16 protein-coding genes and 1 riboswitch are annotated in these 19,166 nt (G+C 62.9%); of the genes, 6 read left to right on the forward strand and 10 right to left on the reverse strand.

Features of this window, described 5'->3' with window-relative positions; all coding sequences use genetic code 11:
- Nucleotides 1-6: 6 nt before the first annotated feature.
- The 3 genes from DFO46_RS14290 to ribB all read left to right on the forward strand — a co-directional run bounded on the left by DFO46_RS14290 (nt 7) and on the right by ribB (nt 3,364).
- The gene (locus DFO46_RS14290) at nt 7-1,500 is read left to right on the forward strand and encodes a sugar ABC transporter ATP-binding protein (protein ID WP_120277748.1); all 1,494 of its coding nucleotides are present in this window, start codon (nt 7-9) and stop codon (nt 1,498-1,500) included.
- A gap of 18 nt (nt 1,501-1,518) precedes the next feature.
- A complete protein-coding gene (locus DFO46_RS14295; protein WP_120277749.1) occupies nt 1,519-2,307 on the forward strand; it encodes an SDR family oxidoreductase in 789 nt (262 codons plus the stop codon).
- Nucleotides 2,308-2,465: 158 nt separating this feature from the next.
- A riboswitch (FMN riboswitch) is annotated at nt 2,466-2,610 on the forward strand.
- A 115-nt stretch (nt 2,611-2,725) separates the two neighbouring features.
- Nucleotides 2,726-3,364: a 3,4-dihydroxy-2-butanone-4-phosphate synthase gene (ribB, locus tag DFO46_RS14300; RefSeq protein WP_120277750.1), complete on the forward strand. Its 639-nt coding sequence runs from the start codon at nt 2,726-2,728 to the stop codon at nt 3,362-3,364.
- Nucleotides 3,365-3,436: 72 nt separating this feature from the next.
- Here ribB and DFO46_RS14305 read toward each other — a convergent pair whose 3' ends face one another.
- Entirely contained in the window at nt 3,437-6,550 is a 3,114-nt protein-coding gene (locus tag DFO46_RS14305; protein WP_120277751.1) for a multidrug efflux RND transporter permease subunit, read from the reverse strand.
- A 9-nt stretch (nt 6,551-6,559) separates the two neighbouring features.
- Entirely contained in the window at nt 6,560-7,723 is a 1,164-nt protein-coding gene (locus DFO46_RS14310) for an efflux RND transporter periplasmic adaptor subunit (protein WP_120277752.1), read from the reverse strand.
- Between the two features lie 166 nt (nt 7,724-7,889).
- Here DFO46_RS14310 and DFO46_RS14315 point away from each other — a divergent pair, with 166 nt between their 5' ends.
- The 3 genes from DFO46_RS14315 to DFO46_RS14325 all read left to right on the forward strand — a co-directional run bounded on the left by DFO46_RS14315 (nt 7,890) and on the right by DFO46_RS14325 (nt 10,363).
- Entirely contained in the window at nt 7,890-8,579 is a 690-nt protein-coding gene (locus DFO46_RS14315) for a response regulator (protein WP_110790362.1), read from the forward strand.
- Nucleotides 8,579-9,640 carry an ATP-binding protein gene (locus DFO46_RS14320; protein WP_183041901.1) on the forward strand — a complete coding sequence of 354 codons (1,062 nt, stop codon included), beginning with the start codon at nt 8,579-8,581 and terminating at the stop codon, nt 9,638-9,640. The genes DFO46_RS14315 and DFO46_RS14320 overlap by 1 nt, the downstream gene beginning before the upstream one ends.
- A 204-nt stretch (nt 9,641-9,844) precedes the next feature.
- Complete coding sequence (locus tag DFO46_RS14325; RefSeq protein WP_120277754.1) at nt 9,845-10,363, forward strand: GNAT family N-acetyltransferase; 519 nt, start codon at nt 9,845-9,847, stop codon at nt 10,361-10,363.
- A 64-nt stretch (nt 10,364-10,427) separates the two neighbouring features.
- Here DFO46_RS14325 and DFO46_RS14330 read toward each other — a convergent pair whose 3' ends face one another.
- From DFO46_RS14330 to ugpC, 8 genes are read right to left on the reverse strand one after another with little or no spacing between them, the layout of a single operon-like run.
- Complete coding sequence (locus DFO46_RS14330; RefSeq protein WP_120277755.1) at nt 10,428-11,696, reverse strand: glycerate kinase; 1,269 nt, start codon at nt 11,694-11,696, stop codon at nt 10,428-10,430.
- Nucleotides 11,693-12,709 (reverse strand): LacI family DNA-binding transcriptional regulator, encoded by a 1,017-nt coding sequence (locus tag DFO46_RS14335; protein ID WP_120277756.1) that lies wholly within the window; start codon nt 12,707-12,709, stop codon nt 11,693-11,695. The genes DFO46_RS14330 and DFO46_RS14335 overlap by 4 nt, the downstream gene beginning before the upstream one ends.
- Nucleotides 12,710-12,714: 5 nt before the next feature.
- Nucleotides 12,715-13,878 carry a dihydrodipicolinate synthase family protein gene (locus tag DFO46_RS14340; protein ID WP_120277757.1) on the reverse strand — a complete coding sequence of 388 codons (1,164 nt, stop codon included), beginning with the start codon at nt 13,876-13,878 and terminating at the stop codon, nt 12,715-12,717.
- Complete coding sequence (locus DFO46_RS14345) at nt 13,875-14,204, reverse strand: Dabb family protein (RefSeq protein ID WP_120277758.1); 330 nt, start codon at nt 14,202-14,204, stop codon at nt 13,875-13,877. The genes DFO46_RS14340 and DFO46_RS14345 overlap by 4 nt, the downstream gene beginning before the upstream one ends.
- Nucleotides 14,201-15,793 carry a GMC family oxidoreductase N-terminal domain-containing protein gene (locus DFO46_RS14350; RefSeq protein WP_120277759.1) on the reverse strand — a complete coding sequence of 531 codons (1,593 nt, stop codon included), beginning with the start codon at nt 15,791-15,793 and terminating at the stop codon, nt 14,201-14,203. Before DFO46_RS14350 ends, DFO46_RS14345 begins: the two co-directional genes overlap by 4 nt.
- Nucleotides 15,794-15,802: 9 nt before the next feature.
- The gene (locus tag DFO46_RS14355) at nt 15,803-16,561 is read right to left on the reverse strand and encodes a 3-ketoacyl-ACP reductase (protein WP_120277760.1); all 759 of its coding nucleotides are present in this window, start codon (nt 16,559-16,561) and stop codon (nt 15,803-15,805) included.
- A complete protein-coding gene (locus DFO46_RS14360) occupies nt 16,558-18,057 on the reverse strand; it encodes a GMC family oxidoreductase (RefSeq protein WP_120277761.1) in 1,500 nt (499 codons plus the stop codon). The genes DFO46_RS14355 and DFO46_RS14360 overlap by 4 nt, the downstream gene beginning before the upstream one ends.
- The gene (gene ugpC, locus DFO46_RS14365; protein WP_120277762.1) at nt 18,054-19,166 is read right to left on the reverse strand and encodes a sn-glycerol-3-phosphate ABC transporter ATP-binding protein UgpC; all 1,113 of its coding nucleotides are present in this window, start codon (nt 19,164-19,166) and stop codon (nt 18,054-18,056) included. The genes DFO46_RS14360 and ugpC overlap by 4 nt, the downstream gene beginning before the upstream one ends.

The following is a 19,166-nucleotide window of genomic DNA, read 5'->3' on the forward strand; positions in this document are numbered from 1 at the left end:
AGCGCCATGACTGCCAATGACCTCCCTCCCATCCTCTCGCTCCGGCAGATCCGCAAGGTCTACGGATCGCTCGAGGTCCTGCACGGCATCGACCTTGATGTGAGAGCAGGTGAAGTCGTGGCGCTGCTGGGTGAAAACGGCGCCGGGAAATCGACCCTGTCCAGGATCATTTCCGGCGCCGTGCAGCAGACCTCCGGCACCATGACATGGCTCGGCGAGCCTTACGCGCCGGCCACCCCACGCGACGCCATGGACGCAGGCGTCGGGATGATCCATCAGGAGCTGAAGCTTCTGCCGCAGTTGTCGATCGCCGAGAATGTCTTCGTCGGCCGATATCTCAAGAAGGGTGGGCGCATCGATCGGCAGGCCATGGAAGAGCGCGCGTATGCCGGCCTGCAGAGGCTCGGTCTCGACGTCTCCCCTCGCCGTCTGGTCGAAGGTCTTTCGACTGCCAAGCAGCAGCTGATCGAAATCGCCAAGGCGATGACGCTGAATGCGCGACTGCTGATCCTCGACGAACCGACGGCCGCGCTGGGCGGCGAGGAAACTCAGCTCCTGTTCCGGCAGATCGAGAGGCTGAAGGCCGACGGCGTCGGCATCATCTACATCTCCCACCGTCTTGAGGAAATCCGCCAGATCGCCGACCGCATCGTGGTCATGCGCGACGGCGCCAAGGTGCAGGAATTCGACAGCGGCGACGTGCCGGTCCGCACGATCGTCGAGGCCATGGTCGGCCGCTCGCTCGACCGCATGTTCCCTGCCGTTCCTGTGCCGGCCGACGCGGTGATGCTCGAAGTCCGAGGGCTTTCCTCGCCATCGGGCACGTTCCGCAACATCGATTTCGCGGTGAAGCGCGGCGAAGTGTTCGGGATTGCGGGCCTCGTGGGTGCAGGCCGCACCGAACTCGTGCGGGCGATCACCGGCGCGGACCCCATCGCGTCCGGCGACGTGGTGCTCGACGGCAAGGTGATCACACCGCGCTCCCCCCGGGATGCGATCCGCAACGGCGTCGTCCTGGTGCCGGAAGATCGAAAGCTTCAGGGCCTCGTCCTCGAGCATTCGATCACGGAAAACATCGGCTACGCCAACTTCGACGCCGTTTCGAAGACCGGATGGATCACATCGAAACGTCTCCGGGCGTTTGCCGACAGCTCTATCAAGAAATTCGGTGTCAAAGGCCGCGGCGAGCAGAATGCCGGCGAGCTTTCGGGCGGCAACCAGCAGAAGGTGGTTCTCGCCAAGTGGCTGGCACGCAACCCGAAGGTCGTAGTGCTCGACGAGCCGACCCGCGGGATCGATGTCGGCGCGCGCTCGTCGATCTACGACACCATCATGGACCTCGCCCGCCAGGGCATCGCCGTCATCGTCGTCAGTTCCGATCTGGAAGAGGTGCTCGGCGTCTCCAACCGGATCATGGTAATGGCGCAGGGAAAACAGGCCGGGATCCTCGACCGCGCCGATGCGAACGACGTGTCGGTCATGGAACTCGCCACCATCTGATTTCTAGGAGAACGACCCATGTCGGACATGACTTTGAACGCCCCGAAACTCTTCGATCTCTCGGGCAATGTAGCCCTGGTGACCGGTGCCGGCAGCGGCATTGGCCAGCGGATCGCGGTCGGGCTTGCTCAGTGCGGAGCGGATGTCGCACTTCTCGACCGGCGCACCGATGACGGACTGGCGACGACCGCGCGGCACGTGCAGGCGGCCGGTCGCCGCAGCATCGAGATCGCGGCAGACGTCACCCAGTCCTCTGCCCTGAACGAGGCGGTCGCCCGGACCGAAGCCGAACTCGGACCGCTGACGCTCGCCGTCAACGCCGCCGGCATCGCCAATGCCAATCCGGCCGAGGAGATGGAGGAGAGCCAGTTCCAGACGATGATGGACATCAATCTGAAGGGTGTCTTCCTCTCCTGCCAGGCGGAAGCACGTGCCATGCTGAAAAACGGCCGCGGCTCGATCGTCAACATCGCCTCGATGTCGGGCGTCATCGTCAATCGCGGTCTGAACCAGTGCCACTACAACGCCTCCAAGGCCGGCGTCATCCACATGACGAAGTCCATGGCGATGGAGTGGGTCGGACGCGGCATTCGGGTGAATACGATCAGCCCCGGCTACACGGCAACGCCGATGAACACGCGGCCTGAAATGGTGCATCAGACGAAACTGTTCGAGGAGCAGACGCCGATGCAGCGCATGGCAAATGTCGATGAAATGGTCGGCCCGGCTGTCTTTCTGCTCTCTGACGCCTCCAGCTTCGTCACGGGCGTCGACCTTTTGGTCGATGGCGGCTTCTGCTGCTGGTGACCATCCATCGATACTAGGCCTCCCAAGCCTGCACGGTGCGCGAGCACCGTGCTTTTTTGTTTCGCGACGCCCTGTGATCACCGGGCGACAAGATTGCCAATTTTGCCGCCGTTGCGCAGTTTGGGCTTGAAAAGCGGGCGTCCGATCCCCTACCTTAGACGGGTTCTCAGGGCGGGGTGAAATTCCCCACCGGCGGTATCCGGCTTTGCCGGGAGCCCGCGAGCGCTTTCACCTCGGTGAAAGGCAGCAGATCCGGTGCGATGCCGGAGCCGACGGTTAGAGTCCGGATGAAAGAGAGCATCGGCTGTTGCGGCTCCCCTCCTGGGGAGGCGTGCGTGCTGTGTTCGCCCAAGGGATGGATGGCGACCGCGAGGTCGTTTTTTGACCGCAGATGCGGTTACCCTTGAAAGGCAATGGAATGACACTTTCGAAAATTGAAGACGCATTGGAGACCCTCGCGCGTGGGGGCATGGTCGTGGTCGTTGACGACGAGGACCGCGAAAACGAAGGCGACATCATCGTTGCCTCCGATCACGTGACGCCCGAAAGCATCGCCTTCATGATGAAGCATGCCCGAGGGCTGGTCTGCATCGCCATGGAAGGCGAACGACTGGATGCACTCGACATCCCGCTGATGGTCCCGAACAATACCGAATATCTGAAAACAGCCTTCACCGTTTCGGTCGACTACATTCATGGAACAACGACGGGGATCTCTGCGGCCGATCGCGCGGCGACCGTGCGCGCCTTGATGGACGAGACTTCAAAGCCGGCGGACTTCGCACGGCCGGGGCATATCTTCCCGTTGCGTGCCCATCCGGAGGGTGTCCTGGGCCGTCCAGGCCATACGGAAGCTGCCGTCGATCTGGCCCGCCTGATCGGCGCCAACCCCTCCGGCGTCATCTGCGAAGTCGCAAACGACGACGGCACCATGGCGCGCCTGCCCGACCTGATCGAGTTCAGCAAGCTGCACGGACTGCCGTTGATCTCGATCGAGGATCTCATCCATTACAGGGCGAGCGGCAGGGATGCGTCTCGCACTTCTGTTGCGGCCTGAACAGGTGTCCGCCGACGAGGTTCAGCCAAGTCGAGAGATCGACTGCTGGCTGCAACTCGTCGGCGGGCCGGATCAGGCCTCGTTGCTTGCCGCCTTCTGCCGCCCATGACGGCGGCCAAACCGTGCGACGACGACGTAGAAGACCGGGACGAACACCACGGCCAGAATCGTGCCGGAGATCATTCCGCCAAAGAGCCCGGTTCCAATGGCATTTTGGGTTTCGGAGCTTGCGCCTCTTGCGATCACCAAGGGCACCACGCCCAAGGTGAACGCGAGCGATGTCATCACGATGGGACGCAGGCGCAGTCTGGCGGCTTCGACGATGGCGTCGGCAAGGCTCTGGCCATCCATCTGGCGTTTGCGGGCAAATTCCACGATGAGGACTGCATTCTTCGCGGACAGGCCAATCAGCGTGATCAGGCCGACCTTGAAGAAGACATCGTTCTCCAGGCCTCGCAGATGAACCGCGATCACGGCACCGATGATGCCGAGCGGCACGACGAGCATGACCGCAAGCGGCACGGTCCAGCTTTCGTAAAGGGCTGCCAGCACCAGGAAGACGACGAAGAAGGACAGGACCATCAGCATTGGGGCCTGCGCGCCGGATTGGCGTTCCTGCAGCGACTGACCCGTCCATTCGACGGCGAAGCCCTCGGGAAGAGAGGCTGCCAGCCGCTCGATTTCATCCATCGCCTTGCCGCTGGAGACACCCTGTGCAGCGGAACCTGAGATGCTTGCCGAGAGGTAGCCGTTGTAGCGGGTGACCTGAAGCGGAATCGTCGACCACTCCGGCGTGACGATTTCCGACAGACGGACCATCCTGCCCGTCTCACCTCGGACGTGTAGCGCCAGGATGTCGTCGACCTGCATCCGGCTTGCCGGTTCCGCCTGGACGATGACCTGCTGCAGCCGTCCGTCGCGCGGGAAGTCGTTCACATAGGTCGAGCCCACGGCGCCGCTCAGCGTGTCGCTGATCGTGGAATAGGAGACGCCGAGCGCACTTGCCTTCTGGCGATCGACGTTCAGGGTGACGCTCGGACCACTGGGAAGGCCATCGACACGGACGTCGTTCAGCAAGCTGTTTGCCGCCGCCATCTGTGTCAACTGCTCGGCAGCCGCTGCCAATGCCTTCTCTCCATGATTGGAGCGATCCTGAAGCCTCAGCGAAAACCCTGATGTCGTGCCGAGCTCATCGATCGCCGGTGGCTTCAGACTGAAGATCTGGCCCTCACGCGCAGCGCCCATGGCTGACGACACCGCAGTCAGTTCCTCATCCACCGTGGTCTTGCGCTGGTGCCAGTCGGCCAGGGTCGTGAAAGACATGGCCGTGTTCGGTCCGGAGCCCGAAAAACCGAACCCCATGATGGTGAGATTGTTGGCAATATCCGGACGGCTGCGCACATGCTCCTCAAAGAGGTTCACCACCGCACGGGTGCGCTCCGCCGTCGCCTCGGCCGGCAAGGTGAAGGAGGTCATGAATGACCCCTGGTCTTCCTCCGGCACGAAGGTGGTCGCCAAAGTGCTGTATCCGAAAGCGACTGCGCCGAGAATCGCCAGATAGACCAACATCGTTCGGCCGGTCTTTCGCACCAGGACAGCCACCCAGTCGGCATAGCCCAGTGTCAGCCGGTCGAAGCCGCGATTGAACGCTGCGAAAAAGCCCTTTCGCGAATGGTGATCCGGGCTGAGAGGCTTCAGCAGGCTTGCGCAGAGCGCTGGCGTCAGGGTCAGTGCCAGGAAGGCCGAAAACAGGATCGATACCGCCATCGAGACCGTGAACTGACGGTAGATCGCGCCGACTGAGCCGGATGCCAGCCCCATGGGAAGGAACACGGCGGTCAGGACGAGCGTGATGCCGATCACCGCGCCGCTGATCTCCCGCATGGCCTTGCGTGTCGCCTCTTTCGGCGACAGGCCTTCGGTGCTCATCAGCCGTTCCACATTCTCGACGACCACGATGGCATCGTCGACAATGATGCCGATCGCGAGGACCATGCCAAACATGGTCAAGGCATTGATCGAGTAACCGATCGCCAGCATTACGGAAAATGTGCCGAGCAGCGCGATCGGCGCGACAATGGCGGGAATGAGGGTGTAGCGAATGTTCTGCAGGAACAGCAGCATGATCAGAAAGACGAGGATCATGGCCTCGCCCAGGGTCTGTGCCACCTTCTGGATCGAAATCTTCACGAAAGGTGCCGTGTCATAGGAGATGGCATAGTCAAGCCCGGCCGGCATGGAGCGGGCAAGTTCGGCCAGACGCGCCCGCACCCCGCTCGATGTGGTGACGGCGTTTGCACCGGGTGCCAGCTGGATGGCTGCCGCAGTCGCCGGCTTGCCGCCGTCGAGAATGGAAAAGCTCGACGCCTGTGACCCGATCTCGATCTTTGCGACATCGCCCAAGGTCAGGCGGGAGCCGTCCGGGCTCGACCGGAGAATGACCTGTGCGAATTCCTCAGGGGTCTGCAACTGACCTTTCACATTCAACGGCACGCTGACTTTTTGTCCGGGAACCGCCGGGGCATCGCCCACGCGTCCGGCCGCAACCTGGATGTTCTGCGCCTGGATCGCCTGTGTGACTTCGGAGAGCGAAATCGAATGATCCAGCAGCCGGGCGGGATCGATCCAGATACGCATCGCCGCTTCCGAACCGAAGGACTGGACACGCCCCACGCCAGAAATACGCTTGAGTTCCGGCGCGATGTTGCGAGCGAGGTAGTCATCCAGCGACAGGGCGTTGATGGAACCGTCCTTCGACTTCAAGGACACGATCATCAGGAAGCCGGAGGATGCGGACTCAACACTCAGCCCGGCGCGGCGCACCTGCTCGGGCAAACGGGGTTCCACCGCCTTCAGCTGGTTCTGAATATCCACCTGCGCCAGTTCCGGATCGGTTCCCGGCTTGAAGGTCACGGTTATGCTGGCCGATCCGGACGAGTCGGCGGACGAGTCGAAATAGAGGACATTCTTGACGCTGGAGATCTCGCGCTCGATCACGCTGGTGACGCTGTCGTTGATCACCTGGGGCGTGGCACCGGTATAGGTGGCGGTAATCGATACGCTGGGCGGCGCGATGACGGGGAACCGCGACACCGGAAGCTGTGGAATGGAAAAAAGCCCCGCGACCACGATCAAGATCGCGATGACCCAGGCGAAAACCGGTCTGTCGATAAAAAACTGCGGCATCGTCAATCCTCAGCTGTGCTCTTCGGGCGTGCTTTGCGAAGGCGACGGCTCCAGGGGTTGCCCCTCCTGGACCCGGTCCTGACCCAGCACCACGACGGTCTCGCCTGCTGAAAGGCCGCTCTCGACGATGTATCTGCCATTGACCAGCGAACCCAAGACGACCGTGCGTTTCACGCCGGTCTTGTCTGCACCGACAAGGATGAGCTGGGGCTGTCCGGCAAGGTCACGCGTGACCGCCTCCTGCGGCACGAGAAGCGCTGCGCTGTACACTTCGCGCGGAACCTGCGCACGAATGAACATGCCGGGAAGCAGCTGTCCTTCCGGATTGGGAACGAGGATCCTGATGCCGAGGCTACCCGTGGCAGCATCGACGGAGATATCGGAGAACACGACTTTGCCGGGATGGCCGTGCGGTTTTCCGGTAATTGTCCTGATGATCACCGGCAGCACGTCCGGATCGCTGATCCCCACGCCTGACGCTGTCTCCCGCAACCGTTCCAGGGTCATGGCAGACTGACGAACGTCCAGATAGACCTCATCGATCTGCTGGACCACGGCGAGAGGCGAGGTCGCGGACGAGGACGCGAGCCCGCCCTCGCTCATGAAAGACTGGCCGATGATGCCGCTGATCGGGCTGCGAATGGTTGCATAGGACAATTCAAGCTTTCGCCGCGCCAAATTGGCCTTCGCTTCGGCAACGCTTGCCTTGGCCTGCGCCAAAGCGGCTGTCGCATTGTTGAACGCTTCGTCGCTGGTGACCTTTTGCGCAGACAGCACTCGGGCCCGCTCAAACTTCAGGTTGGCGTTCAGCGCTTCGGCTTCCGTCCGGGCCAAGACAGCGGCCGCGGCATCGGCGTCGGCCGAAAAGGGGGCCGGATCGATCTGGAAGAGCGGTGTGCCCGCCTGGACGAACGCGCCCTCGACAAAGAGCTTCTGCTGGATGATGCCGTTCACCTGCGAGCGGATTTCAGCCGTCCGCAAGGCGGACACGCGGCCTGGCAGTTCGTCGTAGACGGTCACGGCCTCCGGATGGACGGTGATGACGCTGACGCGCGCCGGCTCCGTATCGGCCTGCGCATTCGCCCCGGCATCCGACCTGTCACTACAGGCGCTCAGAAGCGCCAGTGGCAAGCACAGGATGCCGACACTCCAAAAACGAAATCTCCGCCGCATCGGTTTCCACCACCCATTTCTTCGAGAAGATGCCTAGACAGCCTTCCTCTAGAAGAGCTGCATTGGCGCTTTGTGGAGGTTTTGTTGCGATGGTGTGGAGGCGGCACCTGCCCACTCGACCCTGCCCCGTTTCGATGGCATTGAATCCGCAAGGAGCTCGATGGCCATGGCAGAACTTGTGTTGATCGCAGAAGACGATCTGGAAATCGCCGGAATTCTCGAAGCCTATTTCACACGTGAGGGATTCCGAACGGTGCATGCCCGAGACGGACATGTCGCGCTGGAACTCCACCGGTCACTCAAGCCGGATATCGTTCTCGCCGACATCACGATGCCGAGGCTGGATGGCTGGGAGCTTCTGGCCGAGATCCAGCGAAGGGGCCGCACCCCGGTCATCATGATCACCGCCCTCGATGAAGATGTCGATCGTTTGCAAGGTCTGCGGATCGGTGCCGACGACTATATCGTCAAGCCGTTCAATCCCATCGAGGTCGTGGCACGGGCAAAGGCCGTCCTGCGTCGCGCGGGCCTCAGCCAAGAAGGGCCGATGATCCGGACCGGAGCTCTGTCGATTGATCTCGACAGCTATCAGGCAAAGATCGAAAAGGACGGGAAGACGATACCCCTCTCGCTGACCCTGACCGAGTTCCGGCTTCTGGCGCATCTGGCGCGGACGCCCACCAAGGTCTTCTCACGAAGTGAACTTGTCGATGCGTGTCTGCCGGGTTCGGACGCGCTGGATCGAACCATCGACAGTCATCTCAGCAAGCTGCGCAAGAAACTCGACCAGGCGGGTGGCGAGGGACTGCTGGCAAGCATCAGAGGCGTCGGCTATCGCCTGGCGGTGGATCGTTGATGCTGAAGAGGGGGCTCAGCCGGCAAATTCTGCTCGCCATGTCGTTCATGACAGTGGCGGCCGGAGTGCTCGTCTTTTTCGGTACCTACCTCGCTTTCACGATCCTGTTCTACTTCTCGCCGTGGTCTGACGAGACCGACAGCTGGTTGACCGCATTCGACTTCATGGTTTTGTCCGGGCTGATCCTGGTTGCCCTCGTGGTTGCGGCATTCACATCCATCCGGCTCGCGCGCCGCATTCTTGCACCCCTGGAATCGCTGGCGATCAGCGCGAGGCGCATCAAGGATGGCGACTTGTCGGCCCGCGCCAATCCCGGTGACCACTCGCTGGGGGAGACCGCCCTTCTCGTCGATGACTTCAATGCGATGGCCCAGCGCCTGCAGGACATGGCGGCCGATATGACGCTGTGGAACGCCACGATCGCCCATGAGCTGCGCACCCCGCTGACCATCCTCAAGGGCCGCCTGCAGGGGATGATCGACGGTCTCTTCGAACCCGATGAGCGATCCCTGAATGCGCTGGTCCTGCAGGTGGATTCGCTCGCGCGCCTGGTGGAAGACCTGCGCACAGTGACGCTGGCGGACAGCGGACACCTTGATCTTCGCATCGAACCGGTCCGCTTGAAGGACGAGATCGAGCGGCTGGCGAGGGTTATTGAACCCGAGCTTCAAGCAGAAGGCTTCGAGCTGCGGCTTCGGCTTGCCGATATCCATGTCCCTGTTGATGCGATGCGGATTCGGCAGGTCCTGCTGGCACTCATCACCAATGCCCGTCGCTACGCACGTCGCGGGCTCATAGAGGTGAGCCTGAAGGTCGAGCGGGACATGACGATATTGCAGGTGGCGGACGAAGGACCTGGGCTCGACAGCGACCTTGCGGCTTCGGCTTTCGAACCATTTAGAAGAGGCAGTCAATCCGGCTCGCTGGAAAAGGGCGGAAACGGTCTCGGCCTGTCCGTGGTGCGGGCAATCGTCGAGGCGCATGGCGGCAAGGTCCGCTACGCACCCTCGGCAAAGGGCGGCGCGCTGTTCGAGATCTCGCTCGGAAAGCCGGCTGCCTGATCCCGAACGGCATAGACATGGGCCTTCCCTGCAGCCCGCTGCGTCCTGAGAGTGCCCAGGGCCGCTTCCACACGATCTCCACGAAGCTTCCACTCAGTCTCAATCGTCTCGCGCTATCGGCCTTGAGTACGATCGAGGACGGCGGAGTGTCCGCCGGCCCTCGATCATGTTCGACCCTACCTTGAAGAATGACGTGAGAAACAGATGTCCAGTTACAGTGTGAGCCTGACCACCGCCGATCCGAGCGATCTTGCGGACTTCAAGCGGGAACTTCAGGACGCGTTTGCCATCGCCGTCATTGAGGAGTTCGAGGCTCTGCCGGACGGACCCATTCCCTCCGACGAGGATCTGGACACATCATTCAACAACCCGGGTGCCGAGGTGCTGCGCATCGTCTGCGACGGCCGGAAGGTCGGCGGCGCCGTGGTGACCATTGACGAAAAAACCCATCACAATTCGCTGGACCTGTTTTTCCTAAAAGTGGGCGAGCACGGGCTTGGCCTGGGCCACAAGGCCTGGCTTGCCATCGAAGCACGTTATCCGCAGACCATCGTCTGGACGACGCATACGCCCTATTTCGAAAGACGAAACATCCACTTCTACGTCAACAAGTGCGGTTTCAAGATTACCGCCTTCTTCCATGCACACTACCCCGATCCGAACCATCCCGAACCGGACAATCTGCCGGACAGTGCGGGATTTCAGTTCGAAAAGGTCATGTGACAGCCACCGGCATTGAAAAGGCTGCCGGGGGAAGAGGCAGCCTGCCATGGGCAAAGGCGTTCAATCAGACCACCGGCGCCTGAACCAGGATGGCACGGAAGTCGTTGACATTGGTCAGCGTCGGACCTGTGACCACCTGCGCGTCGAGCGTTGCGAAGAAGGAATGGGCATCGTTTCGATGAAGAGCGAGCCGGGGATCGGCCCCCTGTTTGTCTGCGGTCGTCAGCGTCTGCGGTCCGATAACGGCACCCGCAACTTCGGCCGCGCCGTCGACGCCATCCGTGTCGCAGGCCAAGGCATGGATGCCGGACGCACCGTCGAGGGCCAGTGCCAGCGCCAGACAGAATTCGGCATTGGGACCGCCGATGCCATCACCGCGCCGGGTAACGGTCAGTTCGCCGCCGGACAGAAGCAGGATCGGCGGATCGCCTGCCTTCATGGCTGCCTGCAATGCCAGCGCCTCTTTCGCCTGCATCTCGGCAACCTCTCGCGCCTCACCTTCGAGCGCGTCGCCGAGCAGGCGCACATGGCAACCATGCTGGCGGGCGAGGCTTGACGCTGCCTCCAGCGACTGCCGTGGCGCGGCATAGATGACATTGCGGGTCCGCGCGAGCCGAGGATCGTCGGGCCCCACGACGCCGGATGCCCCCGCCAGTGCCTGCCGGACCGAGGCGGGGACATCAACCTGCCAGCGATCGATTACGGCTAGTGCATCCTGCGGTGCCGAGGGATCACCGACCGTCGGGCCGGAGCCGATAAAGGCCGGATCGTCGCCGGGCACATCCGAAATCATCAGCGCGAGCAGATCCGCCGGCCAGGTGGCGGCGGCCAGTTGCCCGCCCTTGACCTGGCTCAGATGCTTGCGGACCGTGTTCATCCGGTCGATGGGCGCGCCGGAGGCCAGGAGCGCCTGATTGACCGCCTGCTTTTCCGCAAGCGACACACCGGGAACCGGCTGGACCAGCAACGCAGACGCGCCGCCGGAAATCAGCGCAAGAACGAAATCCCCCTCACGCGGCCCCTCGACCAGAGACAACATGCGTGCGGTTGCATCCAGGCCAGCCTGATCCGGTACCGGGTGGGCGGCCTCGACGATCTCGATCCCGCGACATGGACGGCCATAGCCGTAGCGGGTGATGACCAGGCCCTCGCAGGGACCCCAGGCGGCTTCGACAGCTTCGGCCATGCGGGCGCTTGCCTTGCCGGCGCCGATGACGATCACGCGTCCCTTCGGCTTTTCGGGCAGGAAATCCTTCAGCGATCGCATGGGGTCTGCCACTTCGACGGCGCGGTCGAAGAGTGTTCGCAAAAACTGTTCCGGGTGGTCGATCATGCGTTTCGTCTTTCACCGCTCGTGTTCCGCACGACCAGTTCCACCCCTGTCAGGGTCTCCGGCTGCGGACGCTGGCCCTCTTCCAGCCAGGCGAGCACGGTTGCCGCGATGCTGCGGCCAAATTCGGCGACCCCGCAATGGACCGTCGACAAGGCGGGAAACACCTGGCTGCATTCCTCGATGTCGTCAAAGCCGACGATCTGGAAATCTCGCCCGACCTTGCGATCACGCTCGGCAAAGCCCGAGAGCATGCCGAGTGCCACCAGATCGTTGAAACAGATCGCCGCATCGATCTCCGGATGCGTCCGCACGAGTTGTCCTGCGGCCTCCCGGCCGAAGGCGCGGCTCGCCCGGCCGGAGAGAACGAACGGCTCCATCCCGACTTCGGCCAGGGCTTCGAAATAGCCTGACATGCGCTCACGCGTGACGGCGCGGTCCGCCAGTCCACCGACGAACGCGATTCGGCTCGGCTTGAACGTGAGGAGGTGCCGCGCCGCGAGAAGGCTGCCGAGACGGTAGTCCGGGGCGGCAAAGGGAAACTGCTCGACGCGCGGATCGACCTTGCGCAGCACCTGCATGGTGGGAATGCCGCCACGCGCAATGGCGTCAAAGGTGCCGCCCTCATCGCCATAGGCGGGAGACAGAACTAGGGCAGAGACGCCGTGCTCGATCATGGCGCCGACGACCTGCGCCTGGACCGCCGGATCCTCGTCGGTATTGGCTACCACCGTGGCATAACCCCGCGCGGACAGAGCCATCTGCAGGGAGGTCGCAAATTCCGTGAAAAACGGGTTGCGCAGGTCGTTGATGACCAGGCCGATGAGGCCGACATTCGAGGAGCGCAGGTTGGCGGCGGCGCGGTTGTAGACATAACCGACCTTGTCCATCGCTTCGCGCACGAGGCGACGCGTCTCATCCTTGACCAGCGGGCTGTTCTGCAGGACGAGGCTGACGGTGGATTTGGAGATCCCCGCCACACGCGCCACATCGATGATCGTCGGCCGACGCTCCATGCCTCTCAATATACCCCGTGCAATTCCAGCAAGACCCGCATCCTTCTCACGGCAAGCTCAGGATCGGCAAGCAGATTTGCCTGGTCGGCCAGCCGGAAGACCTCTGCATAGTGGACGATGTCGCGGCTCGACTGGAAGCCCGCCGGCATGATGAAGTGCCGCTGGTGGCCATTCAGCCAGGCGAGGAAGGCAATGCCAGCCTTGTAGAAACGCGTCGGCGCGCGGAAGATCTCGCGGCTGAGCGGCACGGTCGGTTTCAGCAGGCGGTGATAGGTCTCCAAGTCACCGGCCGCGAGCGCATCCAGCGCCTGCGAGGCAGCCGGCGCGATGGCGGCGAAGATGCCGAGCAGCGCATGGGAATAATGCTTGCCATCGCCGGCGATCAGGTCGGCATAGTTGAAGTCGTCGCCCGTGTAGAGACGAACACCCTCCGGCAGGCGGGCGCGAAACGCCTCTTCATGCGCCTGGTCGAGCAGCGAGATCTTGATGCCGTCGACCTTGCCGGGGTTCTCGCCGATCAGGTCGAGCACGAAGTCGCTGGCGACGGCGACGTTCTCGCTGCCCCAATAGCCCTTCAGCGCCGGATCGAACATGTCGCCCAACCAATGCAGGATGACGGGTTCGCGGGCGCCATCGATCAGGCGACGATAGACGGAACGATAGACGTCAGGACCTGCGCCGATGGCGGGGAAGGCACGCGAGGCCATGAGGATCAGCTGTCCGCCAGCCGCCTCGATGGCCTCGGCCTGGGTCTGATAGGCACCGGCGATCTTGTCGGCGGTCGTGAGGTCGGCAAGCGCCACGTGGTCGGTGCCGGCCCCGCAGGCGACGCGCGGCTTCATCGGATGCGCCTTCGCCGCCACCATCGTGCGCTGGATCAGTTCAAGCGCCGTCGGCCAGTCGACGCCCATGCCGCGCTGGGCGGTGTCCATGGCTTCGGCAAGACCGAGGCCCTGATCCCAGAGCGAGGTGCGGAAGGCAAGTGTGCCCTCCCAATCGACCGCCGGTCGCGTGTCCCAGGGATTGCGTTCGCTGAGCGGGTCGGAGACGACATGGGCGGCGGCAAAGGCGGTGCGGGTCAGCGGACGGGTCGGGGCGCGCGGTGTGAGCGGCGTCCCGGTGAGGCGGTAGTCTTCGATGCGGCCATCGGGGGTGGGTAATGCAATCATGTTGGAGATCCCTCAGTTTGGACGGGCAGGTCGAAGACGAGGATGCCGTCGAGACCACCCTCGGCATGGGCAACCAGACGGGCGCCGAAGCGTTTGTGATCCGGGTGCTGCTGATAGGCTTCGAGTGCTTCCCAGTTGCTGAAATCGGCAACGAAGCCGTGCAGATAGCCGCGTTCGATGCGCTCCGGGCTTTCGCTGCGCCCTGACGTGATCGAGAGCAGGCCCGGCAGCTTGCCTTCGATCTGATGCAGCTCTGCGAAGAGGTCGTCGATGACAGCGGATGAAACCGCCGGCTGGAAACGAACGAGCACGATGTGACGGATCATGGCGCTGCTCCGTGATCCGCCTTGATCATGTCGGCTGCCTTTTCGGCGATCATGATGGTTGGTGCGTTGGTGTTGGACGAAACGACCGTCGGCATGATCGAGGCATCGATGACGCGCAGTCCTTCGATGCCGTTGAAACGCAGGCGCGGATCAACGACCGCTGACGGATCTGACCCCATCCGGCAGGTGCCGGCCGGATGGTGGTCGGTCTTCGAGTGACGGCAGGCATAGTCGAAATAGTCCTGGTCGCTTTGCACGTCCGGGCCAGGAAGGCGCTCGGCCAGAACAAAAGGCTTCAGCGCATCCTGGCGCATGATGTCTCTGGCGATCTTCAAACCCCGGATCGACATCTCGCGATCATAGGGATCCTCCCAGTAGTTGGGATCGATCAAGGGGGCTGCAAGCGGATCGGCCGAGCCGAGACGGACGGTGCCGCGCGACCGGGGACGGAGATAGGCGGAGTTCAGCGTCACGCCACCATTCGGCATGGCGGCGACACCGGCCTCGATGCCGGACCCGAGGCCGAGATGGAACTGAATATCCGGCGAGCGGGCCTCGGGATCGGCATACCAGAAGCCGCCGGTTTCGAAGAGGCTGGAGGCGACGGGACCGCTCTTGGTCAGCAGGTATTGAAGGCCGGCGAGCACCGAGAGATGCGGCTTGGCATAGCGGTCATAGGTATGCGGTCCGGTGCATTCGGCGATGACGAAGAGATCGAGATGATCCTGCAGATTGGAGCCGACGCCCGGCTGGTCGAAAACGACGGGCAGACCGACCGAGGTCAGATGGTCGGCAGGACCGATGCCCGACAGCATCAAGAGGCGCGGGCTGCCGATCGCGCCCGATGAGAGCAGCACTTCCCGTTCGGCCCTGATCACGCCTTCGCCGGCAAGCTCGACGCCAACAGCGCGTCCGTTCTCGACCACGAGCTTCAGCACCTGTGCGTCGGTGCGGATGGTGAGATTGGGCCGTTTGCGCGCGGGGTTGAGATAGGCAATCGACGCCGAGGAGCGGCGGACATTGCGCTGGGTCAGCTGGTAGTATCCGACGCCATCCTGTTTCTCGCCGGTCATGTCGCCGTTGAAGGGGATGCCGAGTTCGGCTGCGGCCTTGAAATAGGCCTCGCAGATCGGCAGCGGCGCCGACGGCTTGCTGACGCCGAGCGGACCGCCCTTGCCGTGATAGCGGTTGTCGAAGCTGTCATTGTCCTCGGCCTTGCGGAAATAAGGCAGGACGTCCTCGTAGGACCAGCCTTCACAGCCCATCTGGCGCCAGTCGTCATAGTCGAGCGCGTTGCCGCGCGTGTAGATCTGCGCGTTGATGCTGGAGCCGCCGCCGATCACCTTCGCCTGTGTGTAGCGGATCACCATGTTGTTCATGTGCCGCTGCGGAACCGTATTCCAGCCCCAACTGCCGATGCCCTTGGTCATCTTCGCGAAGCCTGCCGGCAGATGGTAGAAGGGATGCCAGTCGCGGCCTCCCGCTTCGAGCAGGAGCACGTTAAAATCGGGATTTTCCGACAGCCGGGCCGCCAGCACCGAGCCTGCCGAACCGCCACCCACAATGATGAAATCAAAAGCTTGCCGCATGAAAATCTCCTAGAGGCGCGCGAGCGACAGACCGCCGTCGACCGGAATGACGGCCCCATTTGCGAAGGCAAACCGTCCTTCCGCAAGCGGCACGACCACGCTGCCGATATCGGCCGGCTGGCCCCAGCGCTCTGCCGGAACAAGCCCACCCTCGATCCGCGCCGTGTATTTGTCTTTCACGCCCGCCGTCATCTCGGTTTCGATGATGCCAGGTCTGAGCTCGAAAACGCCGATGCCATGGGGGGCGAGGCGCAGCGCGAAAAGTTCTGCCATCATGCCGGCACCGGCCTTCGATATGCAGTATTCCGCCCGTTCGATCGAGGCCATGCTGGCACTGACAGAGGTCACGAAGACGATCGAGCGATAGGTGTCTGACGGGGCTGCCAGCATGCGCCGCGCGACCTCCTGGGTGAGGAAGAAGGCGCCGCGCAGATTGACGCCGAGCACGAAGTCGAAGCTGTCTGGCGTCAGCGCGAGCATGTCGCCGCGCACCTTGGCGGGCACGCCGGCATTGGAGACCAAGGTCGTGACAGGGCCGAGACTGGCCTCGACCGTATCCAGAACCGATGCAACGTTGTCGATGTCCTGCAGGTCATGGCGAACATAGATGGCGGCAGCGCCCAGTTCATTGAGCGCTGCCTGTACCTGCGGCGCGTCTTCGCCCGACCTCGACGCCAAGGCAACCTTGAAGCCGGCGCTTACGAGTTCGCGGGCGATGCCGAGGCCGATGCCCTGCTGGCCTCCGGTGATGAGTGCGACCTTGCTCACGGCTTGAACTCCGTTTCGATGATGTGCTGGCCCGACCGCAGAGCGAGTGCTGCGATGGTCAGTGCCGGATTGACGGCGGCCGAGGTCGGCAGGATCGACGCGTCGACGATGAAGAGATTGCGATGATCATGGCTGCGGCCGAAGCTGTCGACCACACTCGTTGCCGGGTCGGACCCCATGCGGGCTGTACCGCATTGATGCGAGGGTGTGCGCCGGTCAAAGGGACGCGAGAGCACGACTGGGTAACCGGCCTTGCGCAGAAGGCGCTTGAGCTTGTCGACCAAAGCGAGATGCCCTTCCCAGTTCGACCGCTTCCAGTCGAGCACGATCCTGCCGTCTCTCACCGTCACGCGGCTTTCCGGGTTGGGCAGATCCTCCGACATGGCATAGAGATCGATCGAACGATCCGCGATCCAGTGGGCGAGCGGTCGCGGCAACGGCGAGCTTGCTGAAAGAATCGGCCCGGTGATCTTGCCGAGCAGCTGGATGTTGCCGAGCGGTTCGCCATTCGGTCCGCCGGTCAGGTAGAAGTCGTTGACGAGCAGGGTCTTCTGGTAGACCGACGGATTGCGCCGGAAGGGATGAAGCGCCAGCACCGCCGAGCAGTTGTGGTTCATGAAGTTGCGACCGACCTGATCGGAGCGATTTGCGAGACCCTGGGGATGCCGTTCGTCGGCCGATGACAGCAGGATGGCAGCGCTTCGGACGGCGCCGGCCGAGAGAATGACCAGCGGTGCGGTCAGCGCCTTTGTCTCGCCCCGTTCCAAGACCTCGACACCGGTGATCTGACCAGCCTCACCCGCCAAAAGGCGTGTGACTTCACATCCCGTCGCAAGCGACACGTTGGGATGACGCAGTGCTGCGGCGAGGCTCACCGTCTCCGCATCCTTCTTGCCGCCGCAGGTGTCTGGATAGGCGTCCCAGGTCGTGCGCCCATGCTTGAGCCATTTGTCGATGTCGACACCGAGCGGCAGGGATGCCGGGCGCAGCCCGACAGATTTCAGCCGGCGGCGAAGATCTGATATCACCGGCTCGTCCGGCACGGGCGTGTGGTCGTAACTTCCAGAATGCGGTGGCTCGGTCGGGTCTTCGCCGAGTATTCCCCGAACCTCGAACATCCGCTCAGCCTGCTGGTACCACGGTTCCAGGCTGTCGTAAGCGATCGGCCAGCCGGGCGTCGTTCCGCCCATGTGGCGCAGGGGCGAAAAGTCCTCGCGGCGATAGCGCAGCAGCACCGCACCGTAGAATTTCGAATTGCCGCCGACATTGTAATAATTGCCGGGGTTGAAGAGCTGGCCGTCGCCATCCAGCCACTCCTCCTTGGGCCTGAAATGCGCTTTGGCGAAAATCGCGTCCGCGTCCCGGTCTGCGGGGGAAGGCTTCAACCTTTCGCCCTTCTCGACGATCAGAATACGTCGACCGGTCGGCGCAAGCTGGGCCGCGAGCGTCGCGCCGCCCATGCCCGAACCGATGATGATGACGTCTGCGTCGCTCATGGCCGGATGCGCTCTTCCGTCTTGGGGTCGAAGGCCACGGCCTTTTCCATGTTGACCGCGAATTCGAAGTCATCACCGCCTGTGATATCGACATCGGCGCGCATGCGCGCGATCACGTCCTTGCCCCCGAGCCCCATGGTGACGAAGGTGTCGGAGCCTGCGGGTTCTGTGACAATGACCCGGTTTTTCAGGCTGACGATGTTCTGCGACTTGCGGTCGGCGCCTTCGGGATCGGTGATTGCCTCCGGCCGGATGCCGAGCAGAATGTCGCGCCCGTCCCAGGTGGCAAGGCTCGGCTGACTGAAGGCCAGCAGGCTCTTCGACCCATCGCCCAGCACGACTTCGGCATGGGGCGTGCCATCACGAACGACGATCCGCGCGGGCACGACATTCATCGCCGGACTTCCCATGAAGGTGGCGACGAAGACGTTGGCCGGCGTGTCGTAGATCTCCTTCGGCGTGCCGAGCTGCTGGATGTAGCCCTTGTTCATGACGGCGATCCGGGTGGAAAGCGTCATCGCCTCGATCTGGTCGTGCGTGACGTAGACGATGGTGCGCTTGAGCTTGGCATGCAGTTTCTTGATTTCGGTGCGCATGTCGACGCGCAGCTTTGCGTCAAGGTTCGACAGCGGCTCATCGAAGAGGAAGACATCGGGATCGCGCACCAGCGCACGGCCCATGGCGACGCGCTGGCGCTGACCGCCAGACAGCTGGCCCGGCTTGCGGTCGGTGAGGTGGTCGATCTGCAGGAGCTTGGCGACATCGAGCAGTGCCTTGTCGCGCTCGGGCTTTGGCACGCCGTGCATTTCGAGGCCGAAGGTGATGTTTTGGCCCACGGTCATATTGGGATAGAGCGCATAGGACTGGAAAACCATCGCGATATTGCGCTTCGACGGATGGACCCCGTTGATGACACGGTCCTTGATCGCGATCTCGCCGGAGGAGATGCCTTCAAGCCCCGCGATCATGCCGAGAAGGGTCGACTTGCCGCAGCCGGAGGGGCCGACGAGAACAAGGAACTCGCCCTCCTCCACCGAGATGTCGACACGGTGCAGAACTTCCAACTGTCCGTAGGATTTGGTGACGTTCCGGATGTCGAGAAAGCCCAT

The sequence above is a fragment of the Rhizobium sp. AG855 genome (assembly GCF_003610655.1).
Classification (GTDB): domain Bacteria; phylum Pseudomonadota; class Alphaproteobacteria; order Rhizobiales; family Rhizobiaceae; genus Allorhizobium; species Allorhizobium wuzhouense.